Source organism: Neobacillus muris, assembly GCF_943193175.1.
GTDB classification, from domain to species: Bacteria; Bacillota; Bacilli; order Bacillales; family Cytobacillaceae; genus Neobacillus; species Neobacillus muris.
Map to the genome: position 1 here is coordinate 1 of NZ_CALPDF010000007.1, position 12,549 is coordinate 12,549.

At 42.2% G+C, this 12,549-nt stretch carries 14 protein-coding genes; 5 read left to right on the top strand and 9 right to left on the bottom strand.

The window, feature by feature from the left end; genetic code table 11:
* Positions 1 to 144: 144 nt before the first annotated feature.
* The 9 genes from NFS43_RS07070 to NFS43_RS07110 all read right to left on the bottom strand — a co-directional run bounded on the left by NFS43_RS07070 (position 145) and on the right by NFS43_RS07110 (position 9,454).
* A complete protein-coding gene (locus tag NFS43_RS07070) occupies positions 145 to 315 on the bottom strand; it encodes a hypothetical protein (RefSeq protein WP_251550865.1) in 171 nt (56 codons plus the stop codon).
* Between the two features lie 54 nt (positions 316 to 369).
* Positions 370 to 558: a hypothetical protein gene (locus NFS43_RS07075; protein ID WP_251550866.1), complete on the bottom strand. Its 189-nt coding sequence runs from the start codon at positions 556 to 558 to the stop codon at positions 370 to 372.
* Positions 551 to 1,066: an RNA polymerase sigma factor gene (locus NFS43_RS07080; protein WP_251550868.1), complete on the bottom strand. Its 516-nt coding sequence runs from the start codon at positions 1,064 to 1,066 to the stop codon at positions 551 to 553. The genes NFS43_RS07075 and NFS43_RS07080 overlap by 8 nt, the downstream gene beginning before the upstream one ends.
* A 48-nt stretch (positions 1,067 to 1,114) precedes the next feature.
* The gene (locus tag NFS43_RS07085; protein WP_251550870.1) at positions 1,115 to 3,358 is read right to left on the bottom strand and encodes a histidine kinase dimerization/phospho-acceptor domain-containing protein; all 2,244 of its coding nucleotides are present in this window, start codon (positions 3,356 to 3,358) and stop codon (positions 1,115 to 1,117) included.
* Positions 3,336 to 4,028 (bottom strand): response regulator transcription factor, encoded by a 693-nt coding sequence (locus tag NFS43_RS07090; RefSeq protein ID WP_251550872.1) that lies wholly within the window; start codon positions 4,026 to 4,028, stop codon positions 3,336 to 3,338. The genes NFS43_RS07085 and NFS43_RS07090 overlap by 23 nt, the downstream gene beginning before the upstream one ends.
* A 147-nt stretch (positions 4,029 to 4,175) precedes the next feature.
* The gene (locus NFS43_RS07095; RefSeq protein WP_251550874.1) at positions 4,176 to 6,932 is read right to left on the bottom strand and encodes a dynamin family protein; all 2,757 of its coding nucleotides are present in this window, start codon (positions 6,930 to 6,932) and stop codon (positions 4,176 to 4,178) included.
* A gap of 218 nt (positions 6,933 to 7,150) precedes the next feature.
* Positions 7,151 to 7,873, bottom strand: a complete 723-nt coding sequence (locus tag NFS43_RS07100; RefSeq protein ID WP_251550875.1) for an amino acid ABC transporter ATP-binding protein — start codon at positions 7,871 to 7,873, stop codon at positions 7,151 to 7,153.
* A complete protein-coding gene (locus NFS43_RS07105) occupies positions 7,870 to 8,526 on the bottom strand; it encodes an amino acid ABC transporter permease (RefSeq protein WP_251550876.1) in 657 nt (218 codons plus the stop codon). The genes NFS43_RS07100 and NFS43_RS07105 overlap by 4 nt, the downstream gene beginning before the upstream one ends.
* 112 nt (positions 8,527 to 8,638) lie before the next feature.
* Positions 8,639 to 9,454 (bottom strand): basic amino acid ABC transporter substrate-binding protein, encoded by an 816-nt coding sequence (locus tag NFS43_RS07110; protein ID WP_251550877.1) that lies wholly within the window; start codon positions 9,452 to 9,454, stop codon positions 8,639 to 8,641.
* Between the two features lie 293 nt (positions 9,455 to 9,747).
* Here NFS43_RS07110 and NFS43_RS07115 point away from each other — a divergent pair, with 293 nt between their 5' ends.
* From NFS43_RS07115 to NFS43_RS07135, 5 genes are all read left to right on the top strand, one after another.
* Complete coding sequence (locus tag NFS43_RS07115; RefSeq protein ID WP_251550878.1) at positions 9,748 to 10,029, top strand: hypothetical protein; 282 nt, start codon at positions 9,748 to 9,750, stop codon at positions 10,027 to 10,029.
* Positions 10,030 to 10,231: 202 nt separating this feature from the next.
* The gene (locus tag NFS43_RS07120; RefSeq protein ID WP_251550879.1) at positions 10,232 to 10,369 is read left to right on the top strand and encodes a hypothetical protein; all 138 of its coding nucleotides are present in this window, start codon (positions 10,232 to 10,234) and stop codon (positions 10,367 to 10,369) included.
* A 26-nt stretch (positions 10,370 to 10,395) separates the two neighbouring features.
* The gene (locus NFS43_RS07125) at positions 10,396 to 10,587 is read left to right on the top strand and encodes a Fur-regulated basic protein FbpA (RefSeq protein ID WP_251550880.1); all 192 of its coding nucleotides are present in this window, start codon (positions 10,396 to 10,398) and stop codon (positions 10,585 to 10,587) included.
* An 86-nt stretch (positions 10,588 to 10,673) separates the two neighbouring features.
* Positions 10,674 to 11,003, top strand: a complete 330-nt coding sequence (locus NFS43_RS07130; RefSeq protein WP_251550881.1) for a MerR family transcriptional regulator — start codon at positions 10,674 to 10,676, stop codon at positions 11,001 to 11,003.
* 230 nt (positions 11,004 to 11,233) lie between these two features.
* The gene (locus NFS43_RS07135) at positions 11,234 to 12,493 is read left to right on the top strand and encodes an ammonium transporter (protein ID WP_251550882.1); all 1,260 of its coding nucleotides are present in this window, start codon (positions 11,234 to 11,236) and stop codon (positions 12,491 to 12,493) included.
* The last annotated feature ends 56 nt before the right edge of the window (positions 12,494 to 12,549 follow it).

Sequence of the window (12,549 nt, forward strand, 5' to 3'; positions counted from 1 at the left end):
ACTCTCTTCCGACAGTTGACACCTCACTTCCGACAGTTGGATCACCCTTTCCGACAGTTGGACCCGCTTCCGACAGTGGCGGCCTGCTTTCCGACAGTTGACAACTCGCTTTCGACAGTTGACACCTCACTTCCGACAGTCGGATCACCCTTTCCGACAGTTGGACCCGCTTCCGACAGTGACGGCCTGCTTTCCGACAGTTGACAACTCTCTTCCGACAGTTGACACCTCACTTCCGACAGTTGGATCACCCTTTCCGACAGTTGGACCCGCTTCCGACAGTTGACAACTCGCTTTCGACAGTTGACACCTCACTTCCGACAGTTGGATCACCCTTTCCGACAGTTGGACTCGCTTCCGACAGTTGGATCACCCTTTCCGACAGTTGGACCCGCTTCCGACAGTAGCGGCCTGCTTTCCGACAGTTGACAACTCGCTTTCGACAGTTGACACCTCACTTCCGACAGTTGGATCACCCTTTCCGACAGTTGGATCACCCTTTCCGACAGTTGACACCTTTCTTCCGACAGTAATCCGTTCACCGAGATTCCTATGCACTTACCTGTTTTAGAAACAGCTGCTTTAATTGCTGTCTTGCCCGATAGATTCTTGTTTTGACGGTACTTGGTTTAATATCAAGGGCGCGGGCAATCTCATGCTCCTTTAAACCGCGGCCGATCTTGAGCCATAAAACATCCTGATACTCATGATTCAGCTTTTGGATGGCAACATTAACTTGTTCGGCCATCAGCCCTGTTTCGACCTCCTCCTCTACATTGTGCTTCATTTCATTCCCTAAGCTTTCGAGCATCGCCTTCTCCATGAGGATTCCCTTCTTCTTCCGTTCCACCCGGACAAAGTCAATGGCCGTTCTCGTGGCAATTACAGACAGCCATGCCCCGACTTTCGTTTGATCCTCAATCGTATCTGCCTTCCTCAGGGCCTTAATGAACGTTTCTTGAACAACATCCTCAGCCAAGTAGCGATCTCGTGTAATTGAGTAGCATATATGAAACATCCGTTTATAATACAGACTGTATAGTTCAGAAAAATCAATACCAGACATATGTTTACCCCTCCCATCTTGCCCTTTTTCTATGAACGAAGGCGGTGCCTAATCCTCAAGCTTTAATAAGATGCTTACTTTAAACAAATCCCCATCCGTCTCAATTTCAAGCTGCCCTTCATGAAGATCGACGATTGATTTAGCGATCGCAAGCCCTAAACCGGATCCTTCCGTATGACGTGAAGTATCGCCCCGTTTAAACCGTTCAAACAGCTCGTCACTGTTTTCATTCAGCTCATATTTGGAGACATTTTTAAAGGTGATTATCGCTTGTCCGTCAGCCTTCGTTATCGTCATATAAACTCTCGAATTTTCTAGTGAATATTTAAGAATATTTCCGATCAAGTTATCAAAAACCCGCCACATCTTTTGCCCGTCTACCATTGCATAAATAGGTTTCTCCGTATTGGTGATTCGAAATTGCAAGCTTGATTCATTAATAATATCGTCGTATTCCCCAAGCGCCTGCTGCAATAGCTGGACAAGATCGACTTTGTCCTTAGTCAATTTCATATTGCCGCTTGCCATTTTGGAGACCTCGAATAAATCATCAATCAGCACCTTTAACCGTTTTGATTTTCGGTCAATAATATCCAGGTAGGCAGCCTTGTCCACGTTAGATACATCATTGTTTTTCAAAAGCTCCGTATAGGTAATAATCGATGTCAACGGTGTCCTTAAATCATGGCTGACATTGGTAATCAATTCGGTTTTCAGCCGTTCACTTTTCGCCTGCTCGTTTCGGGAATGCTTGTAGCCCTGTTTTAAAATATTAATATTGCCAGCAAGCGCCGCCAGAGCCGTTTTCCCTGATACCTCTAGGTGATCGCCAAGATTACCCGAGGCAATCTCTTTTGTTTTTTCAACAATTCGGTTAAAATAGACAATTTTCCGAACCACAGTGACAACGAGAGGAATACCGACGGCCCCCATCAGAATCAGATACATCAGAATAAAAACCGGATGGATGATGGTCATGACAGCGGCAGCTCCCAGACCATAGATCAGAATCAACACAATCAAGATCTGCACGCCTGTCGTTTGATTTAAAAAAGCCGCCTGCAAACTTTGGGATGTTTTTTTAAACCATTGATCGAGTTGCTTCCCCGCTCTATAGAAAAGACACTGTTTCCATTCTGCTTTGAGATTTTGCCAATCCTTTATGGATGAAACAAGGTATTTCCATTGTAAATACGTATATCCCATGCAGCATGAGGCAATGATGAGGCTGCCTGCCGTCTCGATCCCATCAGTTGGAATCGTCAGTACGTTGATTGCTTGACTGCTGGCAAATAGTACCGCGGCAATGATTCCGAAACCGGTTAGAATAAAGAAGAGAACTCTTACATCAAGCGGCAGCTTATTATAATACGGGCGCCACTTTTCCACTGTAGCAGGCAAAGCTTTAGATTTTTTTAACAGTAATAAACTAGATAGCAAAGCAATAACCCCTGATAAGGCATAAATCAACAGCAGCCGCTGAGTTTGCTTAAAGTTTTCATATTGTTCCATGAATGGGCTCGCAGCAGAAAGTGATGTAGGTATCGCAATCTGTCCCACATAGGTAGAAGCAGCTGCAGGAAGAATAGAATCCAATAATGTTTCATACCCCGGAACACTGTAATTTACCGTATAATCCCTGCCAATGGTCATATTGGTGACATAAAGCGTGTTTTTTTGGCTTAACCGCTCTTTTTCTGAACTTTCATGGGTATTGATTACATCGCTATAGACTTGATTGGTTTCTATATTTTTGAAATAATATTGAAACGCTTGATTATACTGATCAAATTGCGGCCTTAAGCCCTCCCGCTTTTTATAGTATTCTTCCAGCTGCTGCTCTTTTTCTTTAACAACCTTTGGCCTGACATAATCGTCGCTTTTAAAGTTATTGGTAATATCCTCTATTTTTCCGTCCCTTTCTGCCTTAAACGCATCCGCCGCATCTTGGTTGCCCGCATCCAACGCTCCCTGAATTCTTTCTTCATATTGCCCTTTTATATTATCGACTTGTTCCGGAAGAGTGCCGTACCGGTACCGGTGTTCATTGATATCTTCCTCCGTTACGGTGATCGATTTCTTTGCCTCTTCCAAAGTAAGATCGTGCAGCTCGAACAAACTTAAATAGCCTGCAAATTGATCCAGTTCAGATTGGAATTCAGGAGTATGAAAATAATCTTGATATATGTATTGGCTGCCATACATGAATGCCGCCAGGATTCCGCTTAGCCCAAAAGAAACCAGAAACGACCACACTGCAATAATGATTCTATTTTTCCATTTTGTAGCCAATCCCCCATACCACCTTTAAAAACCTTGGATTTTTTGGATCAATTTCAATTTTTTCACGTATCTTCCTGATATGGACAGCTACCGTATTTTCTGCATTATAGCCGGGCTCCTTCCATACCCGTTCATAAATCTCGTCGATTGAAAAGACCCTGCCGGCATTCGTCATCAACAATTCGACGATTTTGTATTCAATAGGGGTCAGTTTTACCGGATCGCCATGAACCGTTACTTCTTTCGCTGCTGGATCTAAGGTGAGACCCTTTAAATCAATGACCTTTTTGACCCCTTCAAAGGTTCCAAGCGATACATATCTTCTAAGCTGGGACTTCACCCTGGCAACCAGTTCCATCGGGTTAAACGGCTTGGTCACATAATCGTCGGCACCAACCTGCAGCCCTAAAATCTTATCGGTGTCCTCGCTTTTGGCACTTAAAATGATAATGGGAATATTTTTTTGCTCGCGAATTTTATAGGTGGCAGCGATTCCGTCCAGCCTTGGCATCATCACATCTAAGATAATTAAATGGACAGGGTGTTCATTTAATATTTCTAACGCTTCCATTCCATCCTTAGCTTTAAGTACGGTAACACCTTCATTTTTCAAATATATTTCAATTGCATCCCGGATTTCTTTTTCATCGTCCACCACAAGCACATAATATGGATCCATTCTACCCCTGCTTTCCAAATTGCTTCATAGCCTTCATAATAATGGCAAAATCTTAACTTTACTTTACTATAAATCTTAAGTTTTTCTTAAGAATATTTTTTATAAAAACAAAAAGGACAATGCCAATGGCATCATCCTTTTTTGTGATTAATATACAATTTGCACGCCTTTGCCTGCTACCGTCATCCATTCGAACTGGCGCAGCCTTAATTCAAACAAGGTCAATGGATCTCGGAAAATTTCCGGATTCGTATTCAATCGATTTAACATCGCTTGATTTTCTTCAATTTCCTTACTTGTTTCTTGTGCTGCCTGGGTTAGAATTGCTAATGGATTTTTTAAAAATAAGCTGACATCCCGCTCCAATGATTTTTCAAATAGCTGGAATGGCTGGAAAAACTGGCGGCATACCGATTCAATGGTTTCTGAATAGTCCTCATTTTCCACAAACCCTTTGTATTTGTTATACAACATGTTTTTATTATTGGAAAGAGAACCCAATAACTTTCCGGCGCTTTTCAACAAAAATTGGGAAGGGGTCCGCCGCAGCAGAATATTTTCTTTTTCAAGGCTAAAGCCGCTTGTCAATCTGTTGATATCACGGCTCCAGTCATCAAGAACGCGAAAGTCGCATTCGAGCTGCAGACGCTCTTCCCCGTAAATGCTGTTAAATCCTTGGGCCAATTCGTTTAAATGCTCTTGGCTTTCATCAAACTTTTCCTTACAGTTAATCAGCCAATCCTGGAGCATGAGGTAATATTTTGGCATGACTTGGTTTTCTAAATAATCCTGTAATTGATTATTCATCTCTTCGTTAAGGTCCAAATGAATTTTGCTAAAGTTGCTGTCTTCCTTAATCAAAGAGCCGCAATCTCTAAGCTTCCTTCGGACACCCGCCATTATTTCCTCCTCAATGTTCTCCTTCAGGGAATGGTATGATTTCGTTATCGCCTTTGCTTCTTGCAGAATAGAATCATTCAGCTGGTTGACGGCTCCGGTCAGTTTGGCATACATCTCTTCATTCCAGCGGATCGTGTCAGCCAAGTGATTCTCCACATCGATTCTTTTTTGCAGAAGGGAAGCAATCGTTGTCCGAATATAATAGAGCAGCTTTGCCAAGCGTTTATCCTCTATGTTTCTCGTATTCTTGATGGTGAGAAGGAATTCCTGCAAATCCCCCAGCTGCTGATCCCGATCATATTGGGCAGAGAAAGCGAATGCTTTGGCATCTGGCAATATCGATTTGATATCAGCCTTTGTTTCTTCTAAAATACGGATGGCATCCTGTTCATTCGGAATCGTATCCATCTTTGTCAACAGAAAATGGACGGGTATATCGGGAGCCATTCGCTGAATTTGCTCAAGCGCTGCTCTTTCTTTTTCCGTTAATGGCGCATTGGCGTCCAGCACAAACAGGACGGTATCTGCCATTTGAAGATAGGTTAATACATCATGGCGATCAGCATGCGGAGTCCCTTTTAATCCAGGTGTGTCGATAAAAGCCAGCTCATTTTCCGCTAAAAAGCGATTAGGCAGCCGGTAGTCAATAACCGAGTGCATCGCATGGCGCATCCGATCCATCCGCTCTTGAAAGGCTGTGAAATCTTGGAGACTATTGATTTCCTCATCGGTAATTTCTGTGATTTCCAATTCCTCGCCACTTTCGAACATCACCACTGTTGAGGTTGGGGCATCCTGTAACGGTTCACCTAAAACCGTATTAAGAAACGCAGATTTTCCGCTGCCATTGAGCCCTGCCACCAAAATGTGCTGTGTATTAAACTCGATCAGTTGGCGGGCGATCCATTGCATCCGGCCATTTTCCCCCATGTCGTGAGCTTGTGCCCACTTAATAATGGAGGCAAACAGGTGCAGGCACTCCTCAAGTTCATCCATTTCCACTGCCGTTGCACTGATGACTTTTTCAGCCTCTTCCACAATAACCAGACTAAGGCTGGCTGGAAAAAGTTCATTCCAGGACAGCAATGCAGCAGCAGACAATACCACATGGGCATCATCCGCCAGCCGAAGCCAGTTAGTCAGCAATTCTGGGACAATTTCTTCCAGCTGCTTGATATAATAGTCCCCGCCAATAAAATGGAAATACGTTTCTTTACAAAGCTCAGATAGTCCTGTCCACTGGTCCTCCCGATTAATGTCCAGGTTCATTAATAAATAATTGAATTCTTTTAGCCAAGTAAAATAGTTTGCTTCATGCTTATAACTATTCCAAAACGCCGAGACAAGCTTTTCAAACTCATTCCGATCGATGTCATACAGATTTACGATTACTTGGGAAAAATAGTTAGGAGCGAACGCTTTGGTCATTCCTCGAACAAGATAGGAATGGAGAATTCCGTACCATTCCAGGGATTGGGTCCGCTTCGCTTCATTGACAGCCAATTCAATGGCGTTTTCCCAATCCTTCTGCTCTTCAAAGAAATGACGCGCGATAGAAGTGAGATTTGGGTAATCGGGATTGGAAACAATTGCCCGTTTGATTTCTGCCGTTGCCGCCTGGAGTTTTTCCCGGTCAATATATAACGAAAACAACTGTAATGACAGTTCCGATTTTAATGAGGGATTATCTGTCACAATGGCGGTATACAGATCTTCTGCTGTTGATAGGAGCCCAAGCTTGCAATAAGCATCTGCCGTATTTTTTTTCGCCCATGGCTCTAATTCATTGATGATGTTTTCCCATTTAAAAATAGCTGCTTCGTAATCCTTAGCATGAAAATAGACTTCGCCTTGCGCGTAACGCAAATTAGTTAAATCAGGCACGTCCTTTTTCGCTTCCTCTTGGAAGGCATCACCGAGCACCTCGATGGGATGCTTATCTTCAAGTTCATTTATGAACATTTTATAATACGTTTTATCAATTAATTGCTGTTCTAATGTCATTTCTTTCCCTCCAATTGCAACACTCTATGTCATTCATATGGAAAAGAGGCACAATTATTCCTTATACTATTCGATGATTGTTTAGAAAATAAGTCCTATTATTACAATTTTATCAGAGGTATTTTTAAAAAACATGACAGGAGTATTTCAATTATAAGACAAACAATAGGGCTGGGTTTATAAAAAAGGGAGGCCTGATTAGCCCCCAGTTGCAAAATCTATAACACTTTACTTAAGAATGCGATGGTCCGTTCCTCTTGCGGATGTTCGAATAACTCTTGAGGAACGTTTTCTTCTACAATGATCCCTCCATCCATCAACAAAACCCTGTCTCCGACTTCTCTGGCAAACCCCATTTCATGGGTAACAACGACCATGGTCATCCCTTCCTTTGCCAGCTGTTTCATGACTTCAAGTACTTCACCGACCATTTCCGGATCAAGTGCTGAGGTCGGCTCGTCAAATAACATGATTTTCGGTTCCATCGCCAGCGCCCTTGCGATTGCCACCCGCTGTTTTTGACCGCCGGACAAAGAATCGGGATAGGCCTCCGCTTTATCCGCTAAACCTACTTTAGCCAACAGCTCCATTCCTTTGGCTCTGGCTTTTTCTTCCGGTATATTCCTTACCTTCATTGGGGCAAGCATGATATTTTGAATAACTGTTTTATGCGGAAAAAGGTTAAATTGCTGAAATACCATTCCCACTTCTGTACGGATTTTATTGATGTCGGTCTTTTTGTCGGTCACATCAACCCCCTCAATGAACACTTGACCATCTGTGATCGATTCCAATAAATTAATGCAGCGAAGAAAGGTCGATTTTCCCGAACCTGACGGGCCAATGACAACCACCACCTCTTGAGGCTTTATCGTCACATTGATTTTCTTGAGGACTTCATTTTTCCCAAAAGTCTTTTTCAAATTCTTTACTTCTATCATTCTGTAGCCAACCTTCTTTCAAGTCGGGATAACACTAAGCTTAACGAAAAGGTTAAAACCAGATAAATCAGGGCGGCGGTAATATAAGGCTCCCATACCCGATAATACTGTCCCTGCAGTGCTTGTCCCCAATAGATGAGCTCTTTTACAGCGATAATCGCCGCCAAGGAAGAATCCTTAATTAAAACAATAAATTCATTTCCAAGCGGCGGGATCATTCGTTTAAAGGCCTGCGGCAGGATCACAAAGCGCATCGCCTGCCTATGATTCATTCCTAAAGAACGGGCGGCCTCCATCTGGCCCTTATCAATTGATTGAATGCCTGCCCGGAAGATTTCTGCCACATAGGCCGCCGAGTTTAGCGAGAGAGCGGTGATAGCTGCTGTAATGCCATTTGTTTGTCCCAATACAAGCGGCACGAGACCAAAGTGAACCAATAGAATCTGAACCAATAAAGGGGTGCCTCGGAAAAATGTGATATAACAATTAAATGGAAGGGCTATCCACTTATTTTTAGACATTTTCCCTATCCCGATAAACAATCCAAGCACACAGCCAATTATAATACTGGCGATTGAAAGCCCGATCGTCAGCAAGGTGCCTTTTGCGAAAAAAGGTGCGTATTCAGCCAATATATCCCAACGTATATCCATCAGAGTGTCCTCCTATTAATCTTGCGAACTATCATGGTGTTTCCATTCCTACTGTTATATAAAAATTGCGTAACTGCTTATGTGAAAAGAGTTACGCAATTTTTGCTCTGATTTATTGTTGTGCTTTAATTTCAGTTAAATCCGGGTCTACCTTGAACCAGTCATTATAAATTTTTGCGTATTCCCCATTTTCCATCAATGCCTTAATTGCTTTATCAAACTCTGCTTTTAGTTTGCTGGCCTTTGGAAACATAACGCCATAAAATTCTTTTTCAAAAACCGGATCCTCAATAACAACAAAGTTTTCCTTCGGGTTATTCTTTACATACTCTTCAATGACCGTATTATCGGCAACAACCGCATCGGCTCCGCCGCCTTTTAATTCCATTATGGCGAGATTATTATCTTTAAACTTTTTAATATTTTTATTTTCGGCTCCCAACAGCGCTTCAACCGCCTCTTGGCCAGTTGTGCCATTCTGGACAGCAACCACCTTATCTTTTAAGTCCTCTGCACTTTTGATTGGGCTGTCTTTTGGGATCATAATTTTATTCGTAGATAAAAAGTACGGCACCGAAAAATCATACGTTTGTTTACGTTCATCATTAATCGTGATCGCCGAAACGGCAGCATCTGCTGTTTTTCCCTTTATTTCCACAAACAAGGGATCCCAGCCGACGTGTTCAACTTTTGCTTCATAACCAGCCTCTTTGGCCACTGCCTTGATAAAATCAATATCAAAGCCTACCACATCCCCTTTGTCCTGGTACTCAAACGGCGCGTAGGCCGCATCGGTTACGATTCTCAACGTTTTCTTTCCGCCATCTCCGCCGCTGCCGCTGTCTCCGCTGGTCTCACTCGTGCCGCAGGCGGAGAGGAAAAACAGAAATACTGCCGCGGCCATCGCCAAGAGCTTAAATTTTTTCATTTAAAAACCCCCTAATATTTTTTTATAAAAGTATTTTTTACTAATATTAATAATTTTTAGAATATACATGATTATAATATTTTTCAATTTTTTATTCAATCATTTTTATTTTTTACTATATTTATAGAGGTAATAGAAACTTGGCTTCATAATGATGCTGCCAGAACATTGCTGTCAGAAAATATTATTGGATCAATCAAGTCTTGGGCTGCAGTGATAGGCATTAGCCGTTGCTCTGCTGGGTATATGGCATATGTTATAGCGTACCAATTACCTATTAGGAGAGATGCCCAATGTACCCATATGGCTATCCGCAGCCACAGAATATGCAAATCGATTACCACACTTTTGTTCCGGTGGATTCGTATACTCCATTCATTCAGCCAGAACAATATGACCCTAACAGACAGCCGCAACAGCTCGAGCGCCGAGTCGCTCAGCTGGAAAGATCCAATGAACGCCTGCAAAGAGACGTCACTCAGCTTCAACGCCGGCTTCAACGAGTCAATCAGCGGCTTCGGGCAGTAGAAAGACGATTCAACTTCCCATTTACGCCATTTGATGGAGAATATTAAAAGGTTAACCAACAAGAAAAAATGGATTTCTCAGACGGGGGCCTGACCCTTCATTTGAGATATCCATTTTTCATTTTAGTAAGATTTTCTTTCAAAAACGAAAGGCCGCAATAAAATTATTGTGATATTTTCTGACAAGAACACTGACAAAGACGGAAATTTCAGCTAATTTACACTTATAAACCTAGAGAGGAAGATCGTAATGTATCGTAAAAGTGATATCAAATTAGCTGAAACCATCATTCAATTAGATAAATTACGAGATGAATTATATGAAGAGCTGATGTTGCTTTTGGGCGCAAAGGCACACGAGCTTTTAAGGAAGCTGCAAAATTACTGAAGCTGTCTTACAAGGAGGGGTAAAAGGTGTCAACCCATTTAAGGAGAGGTCTTGACCAATTAAAAGAGTTTTATATAAGACGTTTATTGTCATTAGGGCAATTTTCCGAAACGGAGCTTGCTTCTTTGACGGTCAGCGAATTAGATCATTTATATAAGAACTCTATTCTCCCCGCCAAATGTTCCAAAGATTTTTTTCAGAAAAATAAAACTTTTTAGTTCCAAAATTCACTCTCATGTGAGAAAATGTGACATAAGATAATAGAAATAATAAATCGCAAGCCAGGGTGTGGTGAGAAACAAGAATGGATACTTCCTACAAAGATAAAAAGGTAATAACCATCGGAATTGTCCGCGACCTGACAGGACTTTCCGAAAGGCAAATTCGTTATTATGAAGAGAGAAAGCTGATATTTCCAGAACGAACTGCAGGCGGAAGCCGAAAATATTCATTTTCTGATGTTGAGTTATTGGTAGAGATCGCCAATAAAATCGAAGATGGTGTGCAAACGCATGAAATTAGAAAGGAAATGATTCGCGCCCAGAAGAAACAAACACAGGATGAGATTCGCCGTAAGATGATCCAAGGACAATTAAATGCGCAATTCGGTTTACGGAAAGGTCCCTCTGCATAAGCTGCAGGGGCTTTTTTTTGTTGAACAGGCTACAAACTGCTGCAACTGATCGTGTCTTTCTCGCCTTTCTCCCATTCAAAAGCCTGGTTTAACAGCTCAATTTCTACTTCCCCTCAAAAACTATGTCAGATTATCTTACTAAAATATAGAACTTCTCTCCTAGTCATGTCACAATACTACTAAATTAGATGTCATAAATTTTGACATAAAAAGCAAAAGGGGGAGTAAGAATGGATACTGCATTTTTATTAAACAGTATTTGGGTAATGTTAGGAGCAGTACTTGTTATTTTAATGATCGGAGGTTTCATTCTGTTAGAAACAGGATCAACCAGAATGAAAAATGCCGGCCACATTGCTGGTAAGACAATCCTTACGTTTTCTATTTCATCTGTCATCTTTTGGGCTGTAGGATTTGGATTAATTTTCGGTAAAGGAAATTCCATTCTCGGCTTTTCCGATTTCTTTTATTCCGGATATGACATTGACGGAATGTCATTATCAGGAGCCGTTTTCTTTTTATTCCAATTAGCCTTTGCTGGAATTTCGTTAACAATAGCCTTTGGAGGATTTGCTGAAAGAGCGAAATTAGGTGCCTATCTCGTCTTTGCTGTATTATTTTCCGTTATCGTTTATCCTCCAATCGCTCATTGGATCTGGGGCGGCGGATGGCTGGCTGAACACGGAAAGCAAGACTTTGCAGGTTCGACCGTTGTTCACTTAACCGGTGCCATGGCGGCATTAGCAGCAACAATTATTCTAAAGCCTCGTATTGGCAAGTACAACAAAGATGGTTCGGCTAATAATTTCGCTGGCCACAACCAAGTATATACTGCATTAAGCGTATTACTGCTATGGGTTGGCTGGTTCGGTTTCAATGCAGGCAGTACCTTATCGGCAGATGCAGGATTTTTCGGCTTTGTTGCCGTAAATACAAATCTAGCTGCAGCAGCAGGGACTGTGGCTGCGATGATTATTTCTTGGGTTGTATTAGGAAAAGCAGATGTGCCGATGATGTTAAATGGCGCTCTTGCTGGGTTGGTAGCCATCACAGCTTCCTGTGCCTTTGTTGAAACTTGGGCATCCATTGTTATTGGATTTATCGCTGGAATTCTCGTATTCTATAGCATTCGATTCTTTGAAAAAATAAAAATCGATGATCCGATCGCTGCTTTATCCGTACATGGAACAGCAGGGGTTTGGGGAACATTATCAACTGGCTTCTTTGCCACAAAAGAATTAGCTACTGTCGGACAGCCGGGATTATTTTACGGCGGCGGCCTGCATCAGCTTGGCGTTCAAGCAATGGGTGTAGTGGTATGCGGCGCATTTGCCTTTGTCGTATCCTTTATCCTATTGTCCATTATGAAAGCCGTTATGAACGGACTCCGTGTAACCGAAGAAGAAGAAATTATCGGTCTTGACATGAGTGAACACGGCAGCTATGGCTATCCAGAATTAGTAAAAGCAGAACAAAAGATAAACGCATAATTTGTTAGAATCATAGAGACAGCTCCTGCGGGTATTGGGAAACCGATCCCTGCAGG